We start from the raw sequence: 24539 nt of genomic DNA, 5'->3' as shown, positions 1-24539 counted from the left end.
GCCACAGGAGAAATGACATGAGCCACCTGCTCGACAGAATGAACTTCCTCCAGTCCAAGGAGCTGGAACGGTTCTCCAACGGCCACGGCCAGGTCACGCGCGAGAGCCGCGACTGGGAGGAGACCTATCGAAACCGCTGGCGGCACGACAAGATCGTGCGCTCGACCCACGGGGTGAATTGCACCGGCTCGTGCAGCTGGAAGATCTACGTCAAGTCCGGCATCGTCACCTGGGAGACGCAGCAGACGGATTACCCGCGCATGCGGCCCGACCTGCCCAACCACGAGCCGCGCGGCTGTGCGCGGGGCGCCTCCTACAGCTGGTATCTCTATTCCGCCAACCGGGTGAAGAACCCGCTGGTGCGCGGGCGGCTGATGAAGGCCTGGCGCAAGATGCGCGAGACCATGACCCCGATCGAGGCCTGGACCGCGCTCCAGAACGACCCCATCCTGCGCGCGTCCTATGTGGAGACCCGAGGCAAGGGCGGCTTCGTCCGCGCAAGCTGGGACGAGGCGACCGAGATCACCGCTGCCGCCAATGCCTACACGGCCAGGACCTACGGCCCGGACCGGATCTTCGGCTTCTCGCCCATTCCGGCGATGTCGATGATCTCCTACGCCGCGGGCTCGCGCTACCTGTCGCTCATGGGCGGTGTCTGCATGTCGTTCTACGACTGGTATTGCGACCTGCCGCCGGCCTCGCCGATGACCTGGGGCGAGCAGACCGACGTGCCGGAATCGGCGGATTGGTACAATGCGGGCTACCTGCTGCTCTGGGGCTCGAACGTGCCGCAGACGCGGACGCCGGACGCGCATTTCTACACCGAGGCGCGCTATCGCGGCACCAAGTCCGCCGTCATCTGCCCGGATTATTCGGAAGCCGCGAAATTCGGCGATGTCTGGCTGAACGCGAAGCAGGGCACCGATGCGGCGCTGGCCATGGCCTTCGGCCACGTCATCCTGCGCGAGTTCCACCTCGACTGGCAGGCCGAGTATTTCGAGGAATATTGCCGCAAATATTCCGACTTCCCGATGCTGGTGAAGATCGAGGACAAGGACGGCCGGATGATCCCGGGCCGCTTCCTGCGCGCCGACGATCTCGACGGCAAGCTCGGGCAGGCGAACAATCCCGAATGGAAGACCGTCGCGCTCGACGAAACCTCCGGCGCGCTCGTCGCGCCCAACGGCTCGATCGGCTACCGCTGGGGCGAGGACGGCGAATGGAACCTCGAGGAGAAGGCCGCGGGCGCCGAGATCGCGCTGCGCATGTCGCAGATCCTCGACGAGGACCACGACGAGGTGATCGGCGTGGATTTCCCCTATTTCGGAGCCGACGCGACCGAGGCCTTCGACGCCGGCGACCGCCGCCCCAACGTCCTGACCCGCAACGTGCCGGTCAGGCGCATCCAGACGGCGGAGGGGGAGGTGGCCGTGGCCACGGTTTTCGACCTCTTCTGCGCCAATTACGGGCTCGATCGGGGGCTCGGCGGCGACTGGGTGGCCCGGCACTACGACGAGGACGTGCCCGGCACCCCGAAATGGGCCGAGAAGATCACCGGCGTGAGGGCCGACAAGATCGTCCATGTCGCGCGCGAATTCGCGCAGACCGCCGAGAAGACGAACGGCAAGTCGATGATCATCATCGGAGCCGCGATGAACCATTGGTACCACATGGACATGAACTACCGCGGCGTCATCAACATGCTGGTGATGTGCGGTTGCGTGGGCCAGTCGGGCGGCGGCTGGGCGCATTATGTGGGCCAGGAGAAGCTGCGCCCGCAGACCGGCTGGCTGCCGCTGGCCTTCGCGCTCGATTGGGGCCGTCCGCCGCGCCACATGAACTCGACCAGCGCCTGGTACGCCCATACCGACCAGTGGCGCTACGAAACCCTGACGGCGGGCGAGATCCTGTCGCCCACGGCGCCGGACGGCGATTGGGACATCAGCCTGATCGACTACAACATCCGCGCCGAGCGGATGGGCTGGCTGCCCTCCGCGCCGCAGCTCAAGACCAATCCGCTGGAGGTGGCCAAGGCGGCGAAAGCCGCGGGCCGCGAGATCCCAGACTATGTGGCCGAACAGCTCAAATCCGGCGATCTCGAGATGTCCTGCGAGGATCCGGACGCGCCGGAGAACTGGCCGCGCAACCTCTTTGTCTGGCGCTCGAACCTTTTGGGATCGAGCGGCAAGGGGCACGAATACTTCCTCAAGCACCTGCTCGGCACCGATCACGGCGTTCTGGGCCGGGATCTGGGCGAGGAGGGGCGCGCGAAGCCGAAAGAGGCGCGCTGGCACGAGAACGCTCCGCGCGGCAAGCTCGACCTGCTGGTGACCATCGATTTCCGCATGTCCACAACCGCGGTCTATTCCGACATCGTCCTGCCCACGGCCTCGTGGTACGAGAAGAACGATCTCAACACCTCGGACATGCATCCGTTCATCCACCCGCTGCAGGCCGCCGTCGATCCGGCCTACGAAAGCAAGTCCGACTGGGAGATCTTCAAGGCCATCGCCTACAAGGTGCAGCAGGTCGCGCCGGAAATCCTCGGCAAGGAAACCGACATCGTCGCGCTGCCGATCCTGCACGACACGCCGGGCGAGCTTGCCCAGGACCAGGTGCGGGACTGGAAGGCGGGCGAATGCGATCTGATCCCCGGCAAGACCGCGCCGAACTTCATCGCGGTCGAACGGGATTACACCGCCATCGGCGACCGCTTCTGTGCGCTCGGGCCGCTCATGGACAAGCTCGGCAACGGCGGCAAGGGCATCGCGTGGAAGACCGGTTCCGAGGTGCAGCACCTGCGCGATCTCAACGGTGTCTGGGAGGACGGCCCGGCCAAGGGCTGCGCCCGGATCGTCACCGATATCGACGCGACCGAGGTCGTGCTGATGCTGGCGCCGGAGACCAATGGCGCTGTCGCTGTGAAGGCGTGGGAGGCGCTGTCGAAGGCCACCGGGCGGGATCACACGCATCTCGCCCGGCCCAAGGCGGACGAGAAGATCCGCTTCCGCGATATCGCGGCGCAACCGCGCAAGATCATCTCGTCGCCCACCTGGTCCGGGCTCGAATCCGAGCATGTCTGCTACAATGCCGGCTACACCAACGTGCATGAGCTGATCCCGTGGCGCACGCTGACCGGCCGCCAGCAGCTCTATCAGGATCACCTTTGGATGCGGGCCTTCGGCGAGGGCTTCGTGTCCTACCGGCCCCCGGTCGACCTCAAGACCATCACGAAGGAGGTGCGGGATGCGGGCGACAGCCTCGTTCTGAACTTCATCACGCCGCACCAGAAATGGGGCATCCATTCGACCTACAGCGACAACCTGCTGATGCTGACGCTCAATCGCGGCGGTCCGGTGATCTGGATTTCCGAGAACGACGCCCGATCCGCCGGCATCGTCGATAACGACTGGGTGGAGCTTTACAACGCCAACGGCGCGCTGACCGCCCGGGCGGTGGTGAGCCAGCGCATCAAGGACGGCACGACCTTCATGTACCACGCCCAGGAGAAGATCGTGAACACGCCCGGCTCCGAGAAGACCTGCAAGCGGGGCGGCATCCACAACTCGGTCACCCGCGCGGTGCCCAAACCCACCCACATGATCGGCGGCTACGCCCAGCAATCCTACGGCTTCAACTATTACGGCACCGTGGGTGCCAACCGGGACGAATTCGTCGTCGTCAGGAAGATGAAGAAGGTGGACTGGCTCGACCGCGAAAAGAGCTGGAAAGCCCCTGCACAGGAGGCAGCGGAATGAGAATTCGTGCGCAAATCGGCATGGTGCTGAACCTCGACAAATGCATCGGGTGTCACACCTGCTCTGTCACCTGCAAGAACGTCTGGACCAGCCGCGAAGGCGTCGAATACGCTTGGTTCAACAATGTCGAGACCAAGCCCGGCACCGGTTATCCGACCGATTGGGAAAACCAGGACCGCTGGAAGGGCGGCTGGGAACGCACCAGGGCCGGCAAGCTGCAGCCCAAGCAGGGTGCCAAGTGGCGGATCCTGGCGAACATCTTCGCCAATCCCGACCTGCCCGAGATCGACGATTACTACGAGCCGTTCGATTTCGACTACGACCACCTGAAATCCGCCCCCGAACTGGAGGCCTTCCCGACCGCGCGCCCGCGCTCGAAGATCACCGGCGAGCGGATCGAGAAGATCGAGAAGGGCCCGAACTGGGAGGAGATCCTCGGCGGGGAATTCTCCAAGCGCAGCCAGGATTACAACTTCGAGGGCGTGCAGAAGCAGATCTACGGGGAATACGAGAACACCTTCATGATGTATCTCCCCCGGCTCTGCGAGCATTGCCTGAATCCCGCCTGCGCCGCGTCGTGCCCCTCGGGCGCGATCTACAAGCGCGAGGAGGACGGGATCGTCCTGATCGACCAGGAGAAATGCCGCGGCTGGCGGATGTGCGTCTCGGGCTGCCCTTACAAGAAGGTCTATTACAACTGGTCGACCGGCAAATCCGAGAAATGCACCCTGTGCTATCCGCGGATCGAATCCGGCAATCCCACGGTCTGCTCCGAAACCTGCGTCGGTCGCATCCGCTATATCGGCGTGATGCTCTATGATGCCGACCGGATCGAGGAGGCGGCGAACGCGCCCGAAACGACCGATCTTTACGATGCGCAGCTGGGCGTGTTCCTCGATCCGACCGATCCGGTGATCATCGAGACGGCGCGCGCCGACGGCATCCCCGAAGACTGGATCCGGGCCGCGCAGGAAAGCCCGGTCTGGAAGATGGCGATGGAATGGAAGGTCGCCTTCCCGCTGCATCCCGAATACCGGACGCTGCCGATGGTGTGGTACATCCCGCCGCTGAGCCCGATCCAGAACGCGGCCGAGGCCGGCGCCATCGGCATGGACGGCGCGATGCCGGACGTGAAGAACCTGCGGATCCCGCTGCGCTATCTCGCCAACATGCTGACCGCGGGTGACGAAGCCCCGGTCGCGCAGGCGCTGGAGCGGATGCTGGCCATGCGCGCCTATATGCGCGCCAAGACCATCGACGGCGTGCGCGACGAGGCCATCGCCGCCCGGGTCGGCCTGTCGGGCCGCGTCATCGAGGACATGTACCGGATCATGGCGCTGGCCGATTACGAGGACCGGTTCGTGATCCCCACGACGCATCGCGAACAGGTCGAGGAGGCCTATGACCTGCGCGGCGGCTGCGGCTTCACCGACGGCAACGGATGCTCCAGCGGCATCTCCAAGGGCTCGCTTTTCGGCGGCTCGAAGAAACCCCTGAAAATGCCCACGGAGGTGATGTGATGGACCGCACGCTCAAGGCCCTGTCGCTCGTTCTGAGCTACCCGACCCGCGCATTGCAGGCGGCCATGCCGGAGATCGGGGGCGTTCTGGCCGCCGATACCCGGCTGACCGCCGCCGCGCGCCGGGCCCTGCGGCCGCTTCTGGAGGAGCTGGGCGGCCGCGACATCTACGCGCTCGCAGAGCAATACGTGATGCTTTTCGACCGGTCGCGGACCCTGTCGCTGAACCTTTTCGAGCATGTCCACGGCGAGAGCCGGGACAGGGGGGGCGCCATGGTGTCCCTGCTCGAAACCTATCGCGCGGGCGGGTTCGAACCCGTCACCTCGGAACTGCCAGATCACCTGCCGGTGCTGCTCGAATTCCTGTCCATGCGTTCCTGCGCCGAGGCGCGGGACGTTCTGGCGGATGCGGCGCATATCTTCGAGGCGTTGAACGCGCGGCTTGTCCGGCGGGAAAGTCCCTATGGCGCGGTCTTCGCCGCGCTTCTGCAGCTTTCCGGCGCCAGGGCCGATCCGGCGGCGGTGGCCGCGCTTCTGCACGAGCCTGAGACGGACCCCGACGACCTTGTGGCGCTGGACGAGGTCTGGGAGGAAAGCGAGGTCCGCTTCGGGCCCGACCCGAATGCCGGCTGTCCCGTCTCGCGCGATATCCTCGCGCGGATGGACGCGCCCGCTCCGCCTGTCCCGCCCGCCCCGCAGCACGCGGCCGAATAGGAGATCCGAGTCATGTTCGCTAATTTCGATATCAACTTCGTCCTGTTCGGCGTGATGCCCTATGTCGCGCTGACGATCTTCCTGGTGGGCTCCATCGCCCGGTACGAGCGCGATCCCTTCACCTGGAAAAGCTCCTCGAGCCAGCTTTTGCGGCGCAAGCAGCTGATCTGGGGGTCGATCCTGTTTCACGTCGGCATCCTGACCGTGTTCTTCGGCCACCTCATCGGTCTCTTCACGCCCGTCCGGGTGCTCGACGCGTTCGGCATTCCCTATGCGCTCAAGCAATGGATGGCGGTCCTGATCGGCGGCCCGGCGGGGATCGCCGCGCTGATCGGGGCGACGATGCTTCTGCACCGGCGTCTCTCCGATCCGCGCATCCGCGTCACCTCGAGCTATGCCGACATCGCCATCTTGGGGCTGATCTGGCTGCAGCTTGCGATCGGTCTGCTGACGATCACGCAGACCTTGCAGCACATGGACGGCTCGGAGATGGTGCGCTTCATGACCTGGTCGCAAAGCGTGGTGACCTGGAACCTGAACGCCTGGGTCACCGTCGTGGACGTGCACTGGCTCTACAAGCTGCACATCTTCCTCGGGCTCATCATCACCATGCTGTTCCCGTTCACGCGGCTCGTGCACATCTGGTCGGGGTTCGCCGCGCCGCTCCGCTACCTGCTGGGGCGACCGGGCTACCAGATCGTGCGCTCGCGACGCAAAAGCGCGCTGCCCGCCCCTAGCGGCCCGGTCAGTGCGACAACGCACGCGGCGGTCCCGCCGCGCGCCATGGGGCGGCCCGAAGCCTCCATCGCGAACCCGGCGGAGTGAGCCTGATGAGCGCGGCCCTTTTTCCCGACCTCGTGGTCAACGGCGAAACCGTCCCGCAGGCGGTGATCGCGCGCGAGACGCAGAACCACGCGGCTCCGGGCGGCAAGCCGGGGATCGCCTGGCGGAAAGCGATGAATGCCGTCGCGGTCCGGACCCTGCTCTTGCAGGAGGCGCGCCGGCGCGGTCTGCAGCCTTTGCCCGAAGAGCGCGCGCCCGGGCGCTTCGAGACTGACGAGGAGGCCCTGATCCGGGGCCTTCTCGAGATCGCGGTGGATGTGCCGCCGCCTTCGGAAGAGGCCCTGCGGGCCGAATGGGCGCGTGCGCCCGAACGCTTCCGCGCCCCGCCTCTCTGGGAGGTGTCGCATATCCTGTGCGCCTGCGATCGGCGCGACAGCGCCGCGAAGGACGGCGCGCAGGCGCGGGCCATCGCTTTGACGGAAAAGGCCCGCGCCAATCCCCGCGGTTTCGCGACGCTCGCGACGGAGCACAGCGATTGCAGCTCGAAGGTTTCGGGCGGTGCATTGGGGCAGCTCGGCCCCGGCGATACCGTGCCGGAATTCGAGGCCGTCCTGCGCAGTCTGCCGGAAGGCGCGATCACCGACGCTCCGGTGCTCACGCGCCATGGCTGGCATGTCATCCGGATGGATGCGGTCGCCGAGGGCGCGGTGCTGCCCTTCGATGCGGTGCGCGGGAAGGTGTCCGACGCCATGGAGAAGGCGTCCTGGGCCCGCGCCGCCCGCGATTTCGTCAATGAGCTTGTCGCGTCCGCCGAGATTTCCGGCGCGGACCTGCGCCCGGTCTGACGCGGCGGGGGGCGGGCCAATGAGCGAGCATGCGCAGCAGGGCCTGAGACCGGGGCAGGGCCTGTCACCGACGCATCCCGCGCTGCTCGCGCAACCGCTGGACTACCTGCACGAGGAGCATTTGCGCGAACGCCGGATCTGCGTCGAACTCGATGCGCTGGCCGCGACCGGGGCGCCCGATGCGGACATCGTGGCGGGCATCCTCGCCTATCTCAGGGACGAGCTGCCGCTGCATCTCGAAGACGAGGAAGACGACCTGTTTCCGCTTCTGCGGCGCCGCTGCGCGCCCGAGGACGAGATCGGCAAGGCCATTGCCCGGCTGGCCAGCGATCACCGGCATACGGACAAAGACATCCCGCTTGTTATCGCCGCTCTGACGCGCCTTGCGGAAGGGGGCAGCACCCTGTCGCCGCAGATGCGCGGGCGCTTCGCGCGGTTCGTCACTGATGCCCGCCGGCATCTGATCCTCGAAAACGCGATCATCCTGCCCTTCGCCCGGCTGCGCCTGACCGCGCAGGACCTCGAAACGCTGCGGCTGTGCATGATGCAGCGCCGGGGGCTCGCGCGATCCATGGAGGAACCCGATGCTCAGTGACCTCATCGACCGCAACCGCCACTGGTCCGAGGCCCGGCGCGCCGCCGACCCGGCCTATTTCGCCCGGCTGGCCGCGCAACAGGCGCCGGAGTTTTTCTGGATCGGATGTTCGGACAGCCGCGTGCCCGCCAATGTCGTCGCGGGCCTCGATCCGGGCGAGGTCTTCGTGCACCGCAACGTCGCCAACGTGGTCCATTCCAGCGACATGAACCTGCTCTCGGCGCTGGAATTCGCGGTCGAGGCGCTGCACGTGCGCGAGATCATCGTCTGCGGACATTACGGCTGCGGCGGCGTGAAGGCCGCGACCGAGGACATGCCCCACGGGCTCGCGGATCACTGGCTGGAACCGATCCGGCGGCTGGCCCGAAGCCGGGCGGTCGATCTCTCGCGGTGCGCGGATATCGGCGCGCGGCGGGACATGCTGGCCGAGTTGAACGTCATCGAGGGTGTTCAGCGCGTGGCCGAAACACCGATCCTGCAGAAAGCCTGGCTGCGCCGCGCCGATATCCGCGTCCACGGGCTGATCTACGGGCTGAAGGACGGACGGCTGCGCAATCTCGATTGCTCGATCGGGCCGGGCCATTTCCAAAGGGAGGTTGCGGAATGACCATTCAGCGAAAGATCACCACTGATGGCTGGGGCTGCGATGCGCCGGGCCACCTCGCGACGCTGATCGGGATCGACGAGGCGCTCCGCCGCAAGGCCGGGCGCTGCGAAATCCGGCCCGTCGCCCTGATCGGCTTCGATGCCCTCGGTGGCGAGGTCGCGCAGATCGAAGCGGACACGCATTCCGGGCGTATCGGAAGGGTGGCCCTGGCGGACGGGTTGGTCTTTCTGCACGCCGAGACCGATCAACTGCCAGCCGGTGCGCCGGTCGAATTTTTACCATTCCAAGAAGCGTGAGGACCGAGACATGAAACTTGCCTATACGATGGCGCCCGGACGCGGCGACATGGACCTGATCCTCGCCGGTCTGGCCCGGGACTTGGCCGCCCGGGGCCTGCGGGTCGCCGGAACGGTGCAGATCAACACGGCGGCCCCGCATGCCGGGCCTTGCGACATGGACGTGAAGGTCCTGCCGGACGGGCCGGTGCTGCGCATCAGCCAGGATCTCGGGCCGTCGGCTCGCGGGTGCCGTCTCGATCCCGAGGCGCTGGAAAACGCGGTGGGGATGGTGGCGGCGCGGCTCGATCTCGGTGTGGACCTTCTGATCGTCAACAAGTTCGGCAAGCACGAGGCCGCGGGCCGCGGTTTTCGCGGCGTGATCGCCGAGGCGCTTGCGCTGGACGTGCCGGTCCTCGTGGGTCTGAACGGTCTCAACGCGGAGGCGTTCGCGGCATTCGTGGGCGGGGAGGCGGTGGCCCTGCCGCCCGAGCCGGCTGCACTTCTCCGCTGGGCCGAGCGGGCGATGTCGGGGCAGGGCGAACCGGTCTGAGGCTGGAACGGCAGAGGCTGTCCGGAGGCCCGCTCTTGCGGCGCCCGGGCGCCGGCACCCGCCCAAGGCCCCGTCAGCGCCGCAAGTCCATGAACCAGCGGCGCGTCGCCTCGTTGGCGGGCAGCAAGGTCTCGATCCGCAGATCGTCCAGGGTGGCGTCCATGGTCATGCCCACGGTGGCGATCAGCGAGAACAGCCGCAACTCGGCGCCTTCGATGGTGACGTCGATGGACAGGACCGGCGCGGGATGCGCGCTGACCCGGTCCGCGACCGCCTCGGCGACGCCGGGAAGCTCCGTCAACTCCTCCAGCAGCGCCTTCGCCTCTGCGTCATGGGGCCGGCGCGCAACTTCGAGATCGAGGAGCCGGAAGAGGGCGCGGGCGACCTCGGGCCAGTTGCGAATGTTGCCGCGCAGCGCTCCGGGCGAAAACAACTCGCGCAAGAGGTTGGGTTGCCCGGTACCGCCCGCGACGGCGAAGAACGCCCGCGCGCTTTCATTGGCCCGTTGCAGGTTCCAGATGCGATCGATTGAGACGGCGGGGAAGGGTTCGTGGCCGGTCAGGACATGCGCGATGGAGGCATCGACGGCCGCCCGGACCTCGGCGCTCCAGGGCGTATCGACCGATTGCGGGGCAAACCCGGCGGAGACCAGCATCACGTCGCGTTCCGCCGCGGGCATCTCCAGCGCCGCGCAGATCTGCCCGACGGCGTAGCGGCTGGGCTTGGCGCGTCCGGTCTCGAGAAAGCTGACATGGCGCTGCGACATGCCGGCCTCGAGCGCGAGGTCGAACTGGCTCAGCCGCCGTCTCGTGCGCCACCATTTCAGCAAAGGGCCGAAGGCGTCCTGGGGCCGGTTCATCACGAATGTCATGCCCCCTTTTGCCCCTTGGTCGGGCCCGCCGCCATTACTCCGGAGGTAATTGAGGCCTGCGCGCCGGATGGTTCTCATGGCCGGGAAACATCAACCTGCCAGAGGTACCACATGTCAAGTTCAGCCAATGCCGCGCGACGCTTCCTCAAGATGAACAGCCTGTTTTCGGTGCTCACCGCCGCGCCCCTTCTTCTGGCGGCCGGCATGGTTGCGCCGCTGCTTTTCGCCGTCCCCGTGGACTGGGCCGCCATGGCGCTGCGCGGGTTGGGGATCGGTCTGCTGGGCTTTGCGGGGCTGGTTTACGCGCTGTCGCGATACCGGTTCGTATCCCGCGCCATGGTCCATGAGATCGTCTTTCTGGACGTGCTGTGGATCATCGGCAGCGTCGTGCTGATCGCCGCCTTCGGGCAGGTTCTGACCGCGACGGGCGTCGCGATCGTGGCTGCGGTAGCGCTGGTCGTGGCGTTCTTCGCAATCTCCCAGTTCCTGTCCGCGGCCCGGATCGAAAGGCCTGTCCCGGTGGCCCGGGTGGAGATGCGGGACGGAACGCTTCATGCCATTGTCAAGCGCCGCGTGCGCGCGCCGGTCGCGACCGTGTGGGACGTGATGACCGATCATCCGGGCTATGCGGATGTCGCGGACAATCTCTCGAAGGTCGAGGTGCTGTCGGGTGACGGGCTGGGGATGACGCGGCGGTGCCATGGGCCCAAGGGCGAAAGCTGGACGGAGACCTGCGATCTATTCGAGCCCGGCCAAGCCTACGGGTTCCGCGTTCATACCGAGGCCGCGGACTATCCCTATCCTTTCGCGGATCTCTCGGGACGCTGGCGCGTCGAGGATCACCCGGAGGGCGCGGCCTTCGAGATCGACATCACGGCCCGGCTGAAAGGCAACGCCCTGTCGCGGTGGCTGTTCGCGACCATGGCCGGGCCGCAATTCAGGACCATCCTGATCGACCTCGCCGATGCCTGGGCCGCGCGGATGGAGCGGGAGGCGGGTCTGCAAGCGGACAACAAGGCGGTTGCGGGGGAGTGAGGCGCGTCCCGGTCAGCGTCCCGGCGGGCGCGACGGGCAGAGATCCGGTTCGCAATGGGGGCGCATCTTGGATCGGCCGGTACGCCCTCTCGCCGAAGCCAAGCACTCGGAATGCCGCGCATCGCGCCGGTCCTTTGACGGCAACGGACAGGCGATCATAGCCCGGGCAAGATACGCCGCCTGAGCCCCGTGGATACGGTGGCGCGGACGGTGCGAAAGCCTGCCCATCGCGACATCGCGGAAGTGATTTACGTTGCGGCAAGCGGTCGCGGTTGTTACACTCACAAAATGGTTACGTGATTTTTGGCCTCTGCGAGATTTTCCCAAGCGTTTGATTTTTCATTATTTTATGTTTCTTTTCCGGCACGGCGCGACCCATTTGAACACTGCCCGCCCCGTCCATCCCTCTGCAGACCTCTGATCCGTCGCCGCGGTTCCGCGCGCGTATTTTCGCGCCCCATGACTGAGCAGAGGTCTTGCCATGTTCGATACCCCAGGCGTCTATGTCCGTGAAATTCCGTCCGGTGTCCGGTCGATATCCGGGGTCGCGACCTCGAATACCGCCTTCGTCGGCGTCTTTGCCCGAGGGCCGCTGAACGAAGCCACGCGCGTCACCTCCTTCGGCGAGTTCGAGCGCATCTTCGGTGGCGTGTTCGCGGGCTCCGAAGCGTCCTACGCGGTGCGCCATTACTTCCTCAATGGCGGCAATGTCGCGTTCATCGTCCGGGTCGCGGCGGGAGGCATTGCGGCGGCCGATGTGGACACAAACGGCGTCGCGATGACCGTGACGGCGGTGGCCCCGGGCGCGGACGGAAACCGGATCGCCGTGGGCATCGCCCATGCCGACGCCGCGACCGACACGTTCCAGATGCTGGTCCGCGCATTCGAGGCCGATGGCACCACGGTCGCGACCGAGGAGTTTTTCGACAACCTCTCGACCGATGCGGCCAATGCGCAGCATGTGGAAACCATCGTCAATGCGGGCAGCACGCTGGTGCGCGTCCAGCATGCGGACGGGTCGCTGCCGGCGCGGTTCGATGTGGGCGGGTCGCCCGCCACGAACCAGGCCGAGATCGAGGCCGCCACGCCGGGCGAATTGCTGGCGCTGGCGGGCGGAGGCATCGCCGCCGCCTCGGTGGAGATCGACACCGAAGGTGCCGCTGCGGCATCCCTGACGGTCGCGGCGTCCTCCGTCGGGTCGTGGGGCGACACGCTGCGCGTGGGCATCGCCCATGCCGGGGCCGGGGCCACGAGCTTCGATCTGGTGGTGCGGGAATTCGAGGGCACCGAGGTGATCCGCGAGGAGGCGCATCTCGGCGTGACCATCAATGCGGGCGATGCGCGATACGTCGAGACGGTGGTGGCCGCCGAAAGCGAGATGATCACCGTGCAGCACCAGGACGGCACCTTGCCCGAGCGCACGGTCGTCACCGGTGCGGGTGCGGCGGCGGATTTCAACGCGCTGCTCGAAGCGCCGGCGGACGATCTGGCGCAGCTCGGCGGCGGCAATGACGGCACGCTGCCCGGCAATACCGACGCCTGGCGCGACGCGGTGATCGACGCGATCGGCGGCGACGAGGCCGCGGGCGAGGGGATCTTCGCCCTCGATGCCATCGTGCCGGACGTCTTCAACCTGATGTGCCTGCCGGATCTCTCGGCGCTCGATCACACCCGGATGGCGAACGCGGCGCAGGTCTACCAGGCGGCCCATGCCTATTGCACGCGGAACTTCGCCTTCCTGATCGTCGATGTGCCCGAGGGCACGGACCGCACCAACATCCTCGCCTGGACAGGGCAGCTGGGCGGCACCGTGCGGCGCAACGCGGCGCTCTATTATCCCAAGGTGACGGGGCCGGATGTGGCCAACCCCGCCACGCCCCGGGTGATGCCCACAAGCGGCATCGCCGCCGGGCTCTATGCCCGGACCGATGCGGCGCGCGGCGTCTGGAAGGCGCCTGCGGGCACCGCGGCGGGGATCGCGGGGGGCACGCCCGTCGATGTGATGACCAACCGCCAGCAGGGCCCGCTGAACCAGCAGGGCATCAACGCAATCCGGACCTTCCCGGTCTACAATTCGGTGATCTGGGGGGCGCGCACGCTCGATGGCGCGGACGCGCTGGCCTCGGAATGGCGCTACATCCCGGTCCGGCGGCTGGCGCTGTTCATAGAGCATTCGCTGTTCCGCGGGCTGCAATGGGTCGTCTTCGAGCCCAATGACGAGCCGCTGTGGTCCAACGTGCGGCTGAACGTGAACGCCTTCATGTCGCAACTGCACCGGCAGGGCGCGTTCCAGGGGGCCTCGGCGCGCGATGCCTATCTCGTCAAATGCGACAGCGAGACGACGACGCAGGCCGACATCAACCTCGGCATCCTGAACATCTATGTGGGTTTCGCCCCGGTGCGTCCGGCGGAATTCGTCGTGCTGAAGTTCCAGCAGCTCATGCAGTCCAACTGAATCAAGGGGCCGAAACCATGGCACAATTCACCGTCAACGCGAACCGTTTCGATCCCTACAAGAACTTCAAGTTCCGAGTGAAATGGGACAACCGCTACGTGGCCGGCATCTCCAAGGTCAGCCCGCTGAAGCGCACGACCGAGATCGTCGAGCATCGCGAGGGGGGCGACGCCTCGACCCCGCGCAAAAGCCCGGGCCGCACGATGTTCGAGGGCATCACGCTGGAACGCGGCGTGACCCATGACGTCGAGTTCGAGCAATGGGCGAACAAGGTCTGGAATTACGGCTCGGCCCTCGGCGCCGAGGTCAGCCTGCAGGATTTCCGCAAGGACCTCGTGCTCGACCTCTACAACGAGGCCGGGCAGCTGGCGCTCAGCTATCGCATCTTCCGCTGCTGGGTGTCGGAATACCAGGCCATGCCGGAGCTGGACGCGAATGCCAACGCGGTGGCGATCCAGATGATCAAGATCGAGAACGAGGGCTGGGAACGGGATTACGACGCGGTCGAGCCTGCCGAGATTTCCTTCCTCGAACCTGCCGTGTAGGGCCGTGGCCTTCGGCAGCGAAGACCTGCTGCGGCTCTACGAGCGTGGCAAGGATGGCGGTCCCCTGGAGCGGGCCCGCCTGCTGGGCAAGGCCGCCCTCGGGGACCGGGCCGAGGAGGCGCCGATCGGCGATCTCGACCGGGCGGTCTGGGCGCTGCGCGGAACGCTTCTCGACACTGCGGCGGAGGCCACGACGACCTGTCCCGGCTGCGGCACCCGGCTGGAATTCGAGATCCCGCGCGCATTCGGCCTGCCTGAGCGGCGCGCGGTCTCGGAGGTGACCGTGACCCATGCCGGGCGCGACATCGCGGTGCGTCTTCCGACCCTGCGCCACGTGACGCGCGCGGGGCTCGACCTCGTGGCGCTGGCACCGGAGGCGCCCTGGGACGATCCGGCCTTCCGGGCGGCGGCGGAGGCCCGCATCGAGGAGGCCGATCCGGCGCTTGCCATGACGCTGGGGTTCCGCTGCGAGGCTTGCGGCGCCCAGGCCACGCCCGCCTTCGATGCCCTGGCCTTCGTCTGGGGCGAGTTCGAGGCGGCGGCGCGGCGCGTCGTGGCGGATGTCGTCGCACTCGCGCGGGGCTATGGCTGGCGCGAGGCGGACATCCTCGCGATGTCCGCGCTGCGCCGGGGCCTCTATCTCGAGGCGCTGGAGCGATGAGCGGGCTTTTCGATCGCATCGCCGACCGGTTTTCGGCGACGACGCGCCCGGCGATCCTGCCCCGGGCCCAGGGCCGGTTCGAGGAGGCGCCCGGCGACGAGGGTCTGCGCGAGGAATCCGCCGAGCGGCGCGCGGAGCCACCGGCACCGCCCGCGCCCTCCACCCGTCAGAGCCGCAGCGCGGGGGGCGATCCCGTCCGGCCGGAGGCGCGGTCGCGGGCTACGGGGCCGGTGGATCCCACTGAGCCTGGGCGGGCACGGGGGGCGGACGTGGACCGACCGGTGTCAGGGCCCTTTCGGAGTTCTGAGGCGCCGGCCCGTCCCCAAGAACCCGCACCACCGTCGGAACAGGCCGAGACCCGACGCGCGACGCCGCCCGAACCTCCGGCGCCGCCGGAGGTCGAACGGCACATCGACCGGACGGACCATGGCCCCGAGGCCGCGCGTCCCTCTGAGCGCGTGACCATCCACGAGACCGAGCGCCACGTCATTGAAACCCGGTCCGTGCCTGCACCAGACGGGCCACCACCCGCACCCCCGATGATCGAGGCGCGCAGGGCCGTGGACGGCCCGAACGACCGGGCGGATGCCATGCCCGCGCCACAGAAACCAACGGTCAGCGTGCGGATCGGCAAGGTCGAGGTGACCGCGCCGCCGCCCGAACGGCCCGCACCACCGCCGCCGGCCCCCGCCGCACCGGCCCGCGCGCCCGTGGCCCGCGCCGCGCCCCGGTCCGGCGGGCTGACCGATTACCTTGGCTGGAAGAAACGCTGATGGCCAACGCCCTCGCCATCGCCGGCGTCACCGCCGTTCTCAGAGACCTCCTCAACGAGGGGCTGATCAACAACAATGTCGATCAGATCGGGCAATTCACCGTGTCCTCGCGCCCGGTCGACGCGCTGGAACCCGAAGACGATGCGGATCAGATCAACCGGCTCAACATCTACATGTGGAACGCCACGCGCAATCCGGCCTGGTCCAACGAACGGCTGCCCGCGCGCAGCGCCGATGGCGCGCGGATCGACGGGCCGTTTCTCGCGCTCGATCTGCATTACGTGCTGACCGCCACCGGCGCGGACGAGCTGAGTTCGGAAATCCTGCTCGGATACGGTATGCAGCTTCTGCACGAGACGCCGGTTCTCACGCGCGAGGCGATCCGGGAGGCCCTGGGCGGCACGGCGCCGGTCGATGCCGACATCCTGCCGCCCGCGCGCCGGTTCCTCGCGGCCACCGATCTGGCCGACCAGTTCGAGCAGATCCGGATCACGCCGGCCAGTCTCGACCCCGATCCGCAGCGGCGCGTGGAAGTGCTGAGCAACATCTGGTCGAGCTTTTCCTCCGCCCTGCGCGCATCGGCCTTCTACCAGGTGAATTGCGTGCTGATCGAAAACCGCACGCCGGTCCGATCCTCCCTGCCGGTCCTGAGCATAGGGGGCCGCGTGGCGCCGCTGCGCGCGCCGCGGGTGACGCGGATCCGCGCGCTGCCGGGCGGGGCGGGCAGCCTGCCGGACCCGGTGGCCCCGATCCTCGCGGGCGGCGTCGTGGCGATGGAAGGCACCGCGCTCGTTTCCGAGAACATGCGGGTGATGCTGGGCCTGCGCGAACTGGCGGTCGCGGCGGCCGATCTGCGCAACACGCGCATCGACGTGGCGCTGCCCGCCGACGTGCCCGCGGGCTTCGCGGCACTCAGCGTGGAGCATCTTTTCGATCCCGGAAACGGCGATATCCGGGTCTGGGAGATGTCGAACGCGCTGGCCTTCCCGATTGCCCCCGTGATGACCACGGCAACGCCATCGGGCAGCGTGACGAACGGCACCTTCACCGGCACGGTGACCGTCGATCTCGCGCATCCGGTTCTGACCGATCAGGTCGCGGCGCTGCTGTTCAATCCTGTGCCCGGCGCGCCGGAGCCCGCGTTTTCGGTCCGCTGCCGCCGGGTGGCGGCGACCGGAACGCAGGTGGTTGCCGACCTCGCCGGGGTTCCGGCTGCGGTATACCTCATACGGGTCGAGATCGACGGCGCGGCCAGCCAGCTTGGTCTCGGGCCTTCGGGTTTCGACTCGCCCGTCGTCGATCTGGGCCCGTGACCCGGCACGAGGCGATATCGGCGGCGGCCATCCAGGCCCGCGCGCTGCAGGCGCTGGCCGGGCATTGTCTGGCGCTGCTCGGGGCCGGGCAGGGGACGGCGCCTGCGCTCCGGGGCGCTTTGGCGGGCCTCGGCGCGCTGGGGCCCGTGGCGCTTGCGGCGCTGATCGAGCGGTTCGGGTTGAGCGAGCGGCAGGTCGATATCTTCGCGCTGGTGGCCGCACCCGAGCTTGGCCCCGAGGCCGCGACGGCGCTTGCAGGCCATCCGCTGTCGCAGAAGGGCCGGGCGACGCCCGCGCTGGTCCAGATGGTGCTCGGGCCTGAAGTAGCGCCCGAGCTTTTCTCCACCGGGCGGTTGCGCGGCGCCAGCCTGATCGCGCTGGAGCCGGGCTCTGGCTTTGCGCAGCGCGCGCTCGTTCTGCCCGACGCGGTGACGGCCTATCTCTGGGGCGGGGGGGAGCCCGACGCGGCCTTGCGTCCCGCGATGTCGCTCCTGTCTCCGGAGGGGCGGCAGGACGCCGCGACGCTGGCCCGTGCCGTGCCCAAGGCGCGCGATTGGGCGCAGCGGCCGATCCTTTGCATCCAGACCGACGATCCGGTCGAGGCACGCGGGCTTGCGGCGGATGCGGCGGCGATGCTGGGCCTGCATTGCTATGCGCTCGACCCCGCGCTTCTGCCCGCGGGTCTTGGTCCCGCGGAGGCCGCGGAGCGGCTGAACCGGGATCTGGTGCTGCTCGAGGGCGCGGTCCTGCTGCCCGCGACGCCCGAGGGCGGGCTGATCGCCGACCGGACCAGCGCGCCGCTTTTCCTGTGGGGCAGCGCGCCGCCGCGAACCCATCGCCCGGTCGCCGCCTTCCGGCCCGCGCCGATAGCACGGCCCGCCGACGAGCCCTTCCGGCTGTCGCCCGTCGACCGCGCGGATATCGAGGCGACGCACGGGATGGCCTTTGCGCCCGACATCTGGACACTGGCGCGCAGCCGCGCGGAACGCGCGCTCGAGGGGCTCGCGGAACGCATCCAGCCGCAGGCCACATGGGACGATCTGATCCTGCCGGAGGGCCAGATGCGGCAGCTGCACCAGCTGGCAGCCTACCGGGTGCATCGCGACACGGTGCTGGATGATTGGGGGTTCCGCGGCAAGTCGAGCCGGGGGCTCGGCCTTTCGGCGCTGTTTTCCGGGGCCAGCGGGACCGGCAAGACCATGGCCGCCGAGATCCTCGCGCGCGATCTGGGCGGGGCGCGCGGTGCGCTCGGGCTCTACCGCGTCGACCTGTCGTCGATGATCTCCAAATATATCGGCGAGACCGAGAAGAACATCTCGCGGATCTTCGATGCGGCGGAGGATTCGGGCGCGATCCTTATCTTCGACGAGGGCGAGGCGCTGTTTTCCAAGCGCAGCAGCGACGTGAAGGACAGTCTCGACCGGCATTCGAACTCGGAAACCGCGCATCTGCTGCAGCGGCTCGAGGCCTTCACCGGCGTCGCCATCGTCACCACCAACCTCAAGGGCACGGTGGACGACGCCTTCCTGCGCCGCTTCCGGGCGGTGGTGGATTTCCCCTTTCCCGACGCCGTGCATCGTGCGCGGATCTGGCAGACGGTTTTTCCCGATGCCGTGCCGCGTGAGGACCTCGATTATCCGGCGCTCGCGCGGCTGGCGATCTCGGGCGGCTTCATCCGCTCCATCGCGCTCACAGCCGCGTTCCTTGCCGCCGAGGCGGGCGGCCCGGTCACCATGGCGCATCTGAAGCGCGCGGCGCGGCAGGAATACGGCAAGATCGGCAAGACCCTGTCGGAAAGCGAATTGCGGGGCTTCGGATGACCGAGAGCGTCGTGCATATCGACGGCCTTGCGCTGAATGGGTTCACGCTGGACGAGGGCCGGCGCGCGGCGGAGGCGTTCGAGGCCCGGCTGAGCGAGCTTCTGAACCGCTACGGATTGCCTGAGGGCGTCGCGGCGGAGGATATCGGCGCGATCGACCTCGGCAGCCTGCCCGCCGAGGGCAAGACGCCCGAAGGCATCGGCCAGGCGCTGGCCGCGGCGCTGTTCGGGAGGCTCTGGACATGAGTGGCGCCCCCGCCCGGACCCACGCGCCGAAGTCCAAGGCGCCGGAACAGGCGGGTGCCAAGCCGCGCCGCTGGAAGGTGGTCGTCGACAATACCGAGGCCGACCGGAACCGGGCGGAGGCGCTGCCGGATCATCTGCCGCTCGAGAAGATGCGCGCGGCTGCGGACCTCGCCTTTGGCCCGGTGCCTTTCCGCTCCGAGATGGAGGGCCTCTTCGGCACCGATCTGGGTTTTGCCCGCGCGGCGCAGGGCCCGGATGTGGACGCGGCGCTGGATGCCGAGGGGGCCGATGCCGCGACCCATGGCGACGTGATCTTCCTGCGCGAAGCGGCCGGCCCGGACGTGGTCGCGCATGAGTTGACCCATGTGCTGCAAGCGCGCGACGGCCAGCCGGTGGATCGCACGGGCGCGGAAGTGGAGGCGGCGCGGGCGGAGCGGCATCTGGCCCGGGGCGTGCCGGTGCCGGAGGTTCGAACCGGGCTCGGGCCTCAGGACGTGGCCTATCGCATGCCCGACGGCGTGTCCGAGGCGGAGCTCGTGGCCCAACCGTCGGAAGAGGCCGCGGCGGAGTTCCGGGAGTCCGCGCCGGATGCGGCGGAGAGCGCGCCCGAGGCCGAACAGGGGTCGGCCGAGGGGGAGGGCGCGGATGTCGAGACGAACGCCGAAGCCGGAGAGGCGGGCGAGGCCGGCGGGATCGCGGCGCCGGATCTCGGCGCGGACGTGGAGGAGAACCCGGTTCCGACCTTCGAATTGCCGCCCGAGCCGGAGATCGAGATCGACGAGGAGGCCGCCGCGGCGGCGCAGGCCGAAGCCGAGGCGGCCTTCGACGCCGCGGAGGATGCGGATGCGCTGATGGGCGCGCTGCAGGAGGCGCCGCCCTCGGTCAAGGCGATGAAGCAGGCGAGCCTCGACAGCGAGACCGAACGGCTGAGCGCCGAGGAGCAGGCCGGTTTCGACGCGGCGATGCCGGATTTCGATGCCGAGATGAGCGGCGAGGACGACCTCGAGGCGCCCGCGCCGGTGGCCCCACCCGGCGGCACCGAGGCGGTGCTCGAGGATGGCACGCCCGCGCCCGCGCCCGAACCGGCGGTGGATCCCACGCCCGATCCCGGCGCGGCGGAGCTGAACGACAACATCCGCTCGATCCTCGCCAATTTCTTCGGCTTCGGCGATGCGGGTGGTCTCGGGCAGGCCTTCGACCGGGTCAGCACGCGCGACGACGAGGTGGACACCTCGGCGGGCGCCCGGCCCGATGTGCCTCTGGAGGGCGACACCGACCCCGAGCGGGTGGCGACGCAGGACGGGGCCGCCAAGGACGAGGCGCGGCTGAAGCGCGAGGAGGCCACGCAGGGCGTCCTCGACGGCCCCGGCCCGGAGCAGGCCCAGCTGCAGGAAATGCACGAGGCCTTCGCGCTCGATGCGCGCGCCGCGCCCGAGATCGCCACCGATGCCGCGCCCGTCGAAGGGGCCGAGGCGTTCAACCAGAAGCCGCTCGACGCCGACGTGGTGGCGCTTTTCGATCAGCACCACGACGAGGCGATGAGGTCGAACCTGACCGCGGCCCGCGAGGAAATGGACGTGGCCGTGGCCGACCGCGACAGCGGGCGCGACGAGAAGGTGGCCCAGGCCGAGGCGGATCGCGACCGGCTGAACGCCGAGGCCGATGCGGATCAGCGCGACGAGATCCGCGCCCGGCGGCAGGACATCCAGGACGCCCGGCAGCAGGCGGTGGATGACCAGGCCGGTCACGTGGCGGACATGGAAACCCAGGCCGAGCTGGACCGCGTCGAGGCCGAGGGCAAGATCGAGGACAAGGTCACGGAGACCGAGACAGAGGTCGCGACCTCCTTCGACGATGCGGAAACGCGCGCGGACGACGAGCTCGCCGAAGGCAACCGCAAGGCCGACGAGGAACGCCGCAAGTCCGAGGACAAGGCCGAGGACCAGAGCTGGTGGGACCGGGCGACCGATTGGGTGGCGGAGCAGTTCGACAAGCTGACCAGCCTCATCAACGACATTTTCGACGCGGTCCGCTCGGCGGTGAAGGACATCATCGACGCGGTCAAGGAGGCCGCGCTGACCCTGATCGACGCTGCCGCCAACGCCATCAAATCGGCCATCGAAACCTTCGGCGAGGCGCTGAAATCGGCGGTGAACGCGCTGCTGGCGGAACATTTCCCGGAAGTGGCCGAGGCGCTCAACAACGCCATCGACGGCGCTGTCGAGCTGGCCCAGGCCGCCGTCGACGTGGTGGCCGAGGGGCTGAAGGCCGGCATCGCCAACCTGCTCGACGCGCTGGCCGCCGGCATCGACGCCATCCTCGCGGCCTACCAGGCGGCGGTGAATGCCGCGCTGGCCATCGCGCGGGCCGCGCTGACCGGCGATTGGGCGGCGCTCGCCAAGCTGGTGCTGGAGCCCATCCTCTACGCCCTCGGCATCCAGCCCGCCGCCTTTTACGAGATCATCGCGCGGGTGGAGGAATCGCTCGACCTGATCATCGACGATCCGCTGGGCTTCCTGTCGAACCTCGTCGATTCCGTGACCGGCGGCATCGGCCGGTTCGCCGACAATTTCCTGACCCATCTGCAGGCGGGCATCATCTCCTGGCTGACGGGCGCGCTCGGCGGCGGCATCACCATGCCGGAGCGCTGGGATCTTTGGGGGCTGCTCGATCTCGCCCGACAAATCCTCGGCCTGACCGTGGACATGATGCGGCGGGTGGCGGTGCGCATTCTGGGCGAGGCCGCCGTGGAGAAGATCGAGTTCTTCATCTCCTACGCGACGGAGCTGATCACCGGCGGCTGGTCCGCACTCTGGGAGAAGATCCAGGAGGATCTGGGCCGCCTCAAGGACACCGTGCTGGACCAGATCAAGACATTCCTCGTCGAGCGCATCGTGATGGCCGCGATCACCTGGCTCGTGAGCCTTTTCAACCCGGTCGGGGCGCTGATCAAGCTGGTGCTGACGATCTGGAATTTCGTCATGTTCCTGAAGGATCAGCTGGCGCGCATCTTCGCCGTCGCCGAGACCATCATCAACACGATGTGGGAGATCGCGACCGGCGTGCTCGATCCCGCGATGCAGGGCGTCGAGCGGGTGCTGGCGCGGCTTCTGCCGGTTGCGATCGACCTTCTGGCGCGGCTGCTCGGCCTCGGCAACGTGGCGGGACGGGTGCAGCGCATCATTGCCGATGTGCGCCAGGCCATCGAGGATGCCATCGTCAGTCTGATCCAGCGCGTCGTGGCGCGGTTCACCGGAAGGGGCGGGGGCGCAGGCGCGGAGGGCGCAGCGCCCGATGGCGAGGCCCCGGGCGAGATCATGCGGCCCGTCGCGGTGCGGGGCGGGGGCGAGAGCCATACGCTGTCCATCGCCGATCAGGGCGAAACGGTCGTGCCGATGATCCGCTCGACGCCCATGCCGCTTGCGACATGGCTCGACACCCGGATGGGCGCGCCGTTCGACGCCGTGGCCGAGGAAAACGCGTGGCAGGGCGAGGTGCGCAGCCAGAAGCGCACCGATCTGCAACGGCTCGTCGACCGCGCCAAGGAGGAAGAGGGCCTTCTCGACGCGGAGGCGGAAGAGGCCGAAGACAGCCTGAACGAGGCCGGCGAGGAGAATGCCACGCCGCAGGAGCAAACCGAGGCACAGTCTGACGTCCAGGAAGTCGCGGCTCAGGCCGAGGACACCAAGAGCGCGCTCGAGCAGGTGCTGGAGTTCTTCGGGATCGACCCGGAACCGGATCTGGCCGAGAAATACGCCGAGGCCATCCGGGACCACGTCCATCCGACGGTCGCCGAACAACTGACGCGCAACGTGCTGCCGAACCTGAATGCCCGCGACTACGCGCTGCTCGACTGGCCCGAGGCCCGCGCGAGGATCGCCGGAGAGACGGCATTGCCCGGCGCCTGGCTGACCCCCGCCGCCCGGCGGGAAGGCGGCACGGGCGGGATCATCCAGCGCGCCGACGAGGCGGGATACCGAAGCGCGGTCGGGGCTATCCTGGAGGCCGCGCGCGGCGAGGCGCCGACCGAAGAGGCCATCACGCAGTTCCTCGACCGCAAGCTCACGCCCGCGCTCAACACGCCCGCGCATCGGCGCAGTCTGCTCGTGGCGGTGCTCGACGGCGAAAGCGATGTCGGCGCGAATGCGGTGAACGCGGTCAGAAGCATCGTCGAGACCCTCGCGGCTGAGAGGACCGGCCTCGAATACGACAAGGCGTTCAAAAAGGTGACCGGCACCTATTACGAGTCGCTGCAGACGCTGACCACGTTCCAGACCGAGATCGCCAACCAGGCATGGGGGAAATACGCCCACGAGGATGACGCCAATGTCGAAGGCGACACCACCGGCGACGACAAGCCCATCACGTTCTTCGTGGGCATAGATGCCGCCGGTCAATCCGGTTCCAAGCGGGGTCAGAAAAACCGCGAGCGGATGGCACAAGCGGTGCGCGGCGCAAGGGGCCGCCAGCACGAATGGATCCCCTCGACGCTGGCCAATACCATCGTGGAGACCGCGGCGAACCGGGCTGCGGGCGGAAACCTCGACGAAGCGGCCGGGGCGTTCGAACTCATCCAGTTCCAGCACGAGGTCCGCACGCCCACGTCGAAGCTGATCTTCCGCCCGGGCGCGGGATTTCCTGCGCAGGAGGTGACGATCACCTACAAGGCGCCGGAACACCGCGAAAGCGCGGAATATGCGGACACGCCGATGTCCGATCTGCCGGATGAGGAACGCTTCGCCTGGTATCCGCCGGGCGGTCCGCATGAAGGCGATGAGGTGGGCATTCTGCAAGGCCATCCCGGCGCCATTTCCGCGCGGGTCAGCGGCGGTGCGCAAAGCACCGAGATCCACGGACAGGAGGGCGGTCATGGCACCTGGAACACCAGGCTGACGACCGAAATCGTTCAGAAGGAACTGACCGACGGCACGGTGCTCTTCCGCGAGGTGGACGAGATCGGCACCGGTATCCTGAGCTTCTACCGCGAGACGATCTGGCGCGGAGAACGCAGCCCCCGCGCGCAGGGCGGGCGGTTCTACTTCGAGTATTTCGCCTCGAAGACCGGCAGCGGCGCGGTGGATTACGGCACGCTGAAGACACGGTACGCGAGTGAATTCGAGACCGTCTACCAAGAGCTTTCAAACAATATCAACACGGTGAGGACCACATGAC

General features: G+C 68.1%; 19 protein-coding genes. 18 read left to right on the top strand and 1 reads right to left on the bottom strand.

Annotation, left to right across the window (positions count from 1 at the left end; all coding sequences use genetic code 11):
* The first annotated feature begins 17 nt into the window (after positions 1–17).
* Genes BW990_RS15050 through BW990_RS15010 form a run of 9 tightly spaced genes read left to right on the top strand, consistent with a single transcriptional unit; the run spans position 18 to position 9649 of the window.
* Positions 18–3758 carry a nitrate reductase subunit alpha gene (locus tag BW990_RS15050; protein WP_076449175.1) on the top strand — a complete coding sequence of 1247 codons (3741 nt, stop codon included), beginning with the start codon at positions 18–20 and terminating at the stop codon, positions 3756–3758.
* On the top strand, positions 3755–5278 hold the full coding sequence (narH, locus tag BW990_RS15045; RefSeq protein ID WP_076449173.1) for a nitrate reductase subunit beta: 1524 nt from the start codon (positions 3755–3757) through the stop codon (positions 5276–5278). The genes BW990_RS15050 and narH overlap by 4 nt, the downstream gene beginning before the upstream one ends.
* Positions 5278–5991: a nitrate reductase molybdenum cofactor assembly chaperone gene (narJ, locus tag BW990_RS15040; protein ID WP_076449171.1), complete on the top strand. Its 714-nt coding sequence runs from the start codon at positions 5278–5280 to the stop codon at positions 5989–5991. The genes narH and narJ overlap by 1 nt, the downstream gene beginning before the upstream one ends.
* Positions 5992–6003: 12 nt before the next feature.
* Positions 6004–6816 carry a respiratory nitrate reductase subunit gamma gene (gene narI / locus BW990_RS15035; protein ID WP_076449169.1) on the top strand — a complete coding sequence of 271 codons (813 nt, stop codon included), beginning with the start codon at positions 6004–6006 and terminating at the stop codon, positions 6814–6816.
* Positions 6817–6821: 5 nt separating this feature from the next.
* Complete coding sequence (locus tag BW990_RS15030) at positions 6822–7619, top strand: peptidylprolyl isomerase (RefSeq protein WP_076449166.1); 798 nt, start codon at positions 6822–6824, stop codon at positions 7617–7619.
* Between the two features lie 19 nt (positions 7620–7638).
* Entirely contained in the window at positions 7639–8214 is a 576-nt protein-coding gene (locus BW990_RS15025; protein ID WP_076449164.1) for a hemerythrin domain-containing protein, read from the top strand.
* Complete coding sequence (locus BW990_RS15020; RefSeq protein ID WP_076449162.1) at positions 8204–8821, top strand: carbonic anhydrase; 618 nt, start codon at positions 8204–8206, stop codon at positions 8819–8821. Before BW990_RS15025 ends, BW990_RS15020 begins: the two co-directional genes overlap by 11 nt.
* A complete protein-coding gene (locus BW990_RS15015) occupies positions 8818–9117 on the top strand; it encodes a hypothetical protein (RefSeq protein ID WP_076449160.1) in 300 nt (99 codons plus the stop codon). Before BW990_RS15020 ends, BW990_RS15015 begins: the two co-directional genes overlap by 4 nt.
* Before the next feature lie 10 nt (positions 9118–9127).
* Positions 9128–9649, top strand: a complete 522-nt coding sequence (locus BW990_RS15010) for a DUF2478 domain-containing protein (RefSeq protein ID WP_076449158.1) — start codon at positions 9128–9130, stop codon at positions 9647–9649.
* 73 nt (positions 9650–9722) lie between these two features.
* On the opposite strand, the gene BW990_RS15005 is transcribed toward BW990_RS15010, so the two are convergent.
* Positions 9723–10508: a helix-turn-helix domain-containing protein gene (locus tag BW990_RS15005; RefSeq protein WP_076449156.1), complete on the bottom strand. Its 786-nt coding sequence runs from the start codon at positions 10506–10508 to the stop codon at positions 9723–9725.
* Positions 10509–10631: 123 nt separating this feature from the next.
* On the opposite strand from BW990_RS15005, the gene BW990_RS15000 reads away from it, so the two are divergent.
* The 9 genes from BW990_RS15000 to BW990_RS14960 all read left to right on the top strand — a co-directional run bounded on the left by BW990_RS15000 (position 10632) and on the right by BW990_RS14960 (position 24538).
* Positions 10632–11555, top strand: a complete 924-nt coding sequence (locus tag BW990_RS15000; protein WP_159441663.1) for a type II toxin-antitoxin system RatA family toxin — start codon at positions 10632–10634, stop codon at positions 11553–11555.
* Between the two features lie 481 nt (positions 11556–12036).
* The gene (locus BW990_RS14995; protein WP_076449153.1) at positions 12037–14010 is read left to right on the top strand and encodes a phage tail sheath subtilisin-like domain-containing protein; all 1974 of its coding nucleotides are present in this window, start codon (positions 12037–12039) and stop codon (positions 14008–14010) included.
* 17 nt (positions 14011–14027) lie between these two features.
* The gene (locus BW990_RS14990) at positions 14028–14555 is read left to right on the top strand and encodes a phage tail protein (protein ID WP_076449151.1); all 528 of its coding nucleotides are present in this window, start codon (positions 14028–14030) and stop codon (positions 14553–14555) included.
* Positions 14556–14559: 4 nt separating this feature from the next.
* Positions 14560–15216: a hypothetical protein gene (locus tag BW990_RS21520; RefSeq protein WP_076449149.1), complete on the top strand. Its 657-nt coding sequence runs from the start codon at positions 14560–14562 to the stop codon at positions 15214–15216.
* Positions 15213–15989, top strand: a complete 777-nt coding sequence (locus BW990_RS22135) for a hypothetical protein (RefSeq protein ID WP_200798056.1) — start codon at positions 15213–15215, stop codon at positions 15987–15989. Before BW990_RS21520 ends, BW990_RS22135 begins: the two co-directional genes overlap by 4 nt.
* Positions 15989–17302, top strand: a complete 1314-nt coding sequence (locus BW990_RS14975; RefSeq protein WP_076449146.1) for a Pvc16 family protein — start codon at positions 15989–15991, stop codon at positions 17300–17302. Before BW990_RS22135 ends, BW990_RS14975 begins: the two co-directional genes overlap by 1 nt.
* Positions 17299–19122 carry an ATP-binding protein gene (locus tag BW990_RS14970; RefSeq protein ID WP_076449145.1) on the top strand — a complete coding sequence of 608 codons (1824 nt, stop codon included), beginning with the start codon at positions 17299–17301 and terminating at the stop codon, positions 19120–19122. Before BW990_RS14975 ends, BW990_RS14970 begins: the two co-directional genes overlap by 4 nt.
* Positions 19119–19367: a hypothetical protein gene (locus tag BW990_RS14965; RefSeq protein WP_076449143.1), complete on the top strand. Its 249-nt coding sequence runs from the start codon at positions 19119–19121 to the stop codon at positions 19365–19367. The genes BW990_RS14970 and BW990_RS14965 overlap by 4 nt, the downstream gene beginning before the upstream one ends.
* The gene (locus tag BW990_RS14960; protein ID WP_076449142.1) at positions 19364–24538 is read left to right on the top strand and encodes an eCIS core domain-containing protein; all 5175 of its coding nucleotides are present in this window, start codon (positions 19364–19366) and stop codon (positions 24536–24538) included. The genes BW990_RS14965 and BW990_RS14960 overlap by 4 nt, the downstream gene beginning before the upstream one ends.
* Position 24539 lies beyond the last annotated feature (1 nt).

The organism is Roseivivax lentus (genome assembly GCF_900156805.1).
Classification (GTDB): Bacteria; Pseudomonadota; Alphaproteobacteria; order Rhodobacterales; family Rhodobacteraceae; genus Roseivivax; species Roseivivax lentus.
Note: the sequence above shows the minus strand (reverse complement) of the source record. Positions and strands in the feature narration are given on the sequence as shown.

Coding starts and splice junctions, on each gene's coding strand:
- BW990_RS15050 (WP_076449175.1), top strand. CDS start 18: ATGAGCCACCTGCTCGACAGAATGAACTTCCTCCAGTCCAAGGAGCTG.
- narH (WP_076449173.1), top strand. CDS start 3,755: ATGAGAATTCGTGCGCAAATCGGCATGGTGCTGAACCTCGACAAATGC.
- narJ (WP_076449171.1), top strand. CDS start 5,278: ATGGACCGCACGCTCAAGGCCCTGTCGCTCGTTCTGAGCTACCCGACC.
- narI (WP_076449169.1), top strand. CDS start 6,004: ATGTTCGCTAATTTCGATATCAACTTCGTCCTGTTCGGCGTGATGCCC.
- BW990_RS15030 (WP_076449166.1), top strand. CDS start 6,822: ATGAGCGCGGCCCTTTTTCCCGACCTCGTGGTCAACGGCGAAACCGTC.
- BW990_RS15025 (WP_076449164.1), top strand. CDS start 7,639: ATGAGCGAGCATGCGCAGCAGGGCCTGAGACCGGGGCAGGGCCTGTCA.
- BW990_RS15020 (WP_076449162.1), top strand. CDS start 8,204: ATGCTCAGTGACCTCATCGACCGCAACCGCCACTGGTCCGAGGCCCGG.
- BW990_RS15015 (WP_076449160.1), top strand. CDS start 8,818: ATGACCATTCAGCGAAAGATCACCACTGATGGCTGGGGCTGCGATGCG.
- BW990_RS15010 (WP_076449158.1), top strand. CDS start 9,128: ATGAAACTTGCCTATACGATGGCGCCCGGACGCGGCGACATGGACCTG.
- BW990_RS15005 (WP_076449156.1), bottom strand. CDS start 10,508: ATGAACCGGCCCCAGGACGCCTTCGGCCCTTTGCTGAAATGGTGGCGC.
- BW990_RS15000 (WP_159441663.1), top strand. CDS start 10,632: ATGTCAAGTTCAGCCAATGCCGCGCGACGCTTCCTCAAGATGAACAGC.
- BW990_RS14995 (WP_076449153.1), top strand. CDS start 12,037: ATGTTCGATACCCCAGGCGTCTATGTCCGTGAAATTCCGTCCGGTGTC.
- BW990_RS14990 (WP_076449151.1), top strand. CDS start 14,028: ATGGCACAATTCACCGTCAACGCGAACCGTTTCGATCCCTACAAGAAC.
- BW990_RS22135 (WP_200798056.1), top strand. CDS start 15,213: ATGAGCGGGCTTTTCGATCGCATCGCCGACCGGTTTTCGGCGACGACG.
- BW990_RS14975 (WP_076449146.1), top strand. CDS start 15,989: ATGGCCAACGCCCTCGCCATCGCCGGCGTCACCGCCGTTCTCAGAGAC.
- BW990_RS14965 (WP_076449143.1), top strand. CDS start 19,119: ATGACCGAGAGCGTCGTGCATATCGACGGCCTTGCGCTGAATGGGTTC.
- BW990_RS14960 (WP_076449142.1), top strand. CDS start 19,364: ATGAGTGGCGCCCCCGCCCGGACCCACGCGCCGAAGTCCAAGGCGCCG.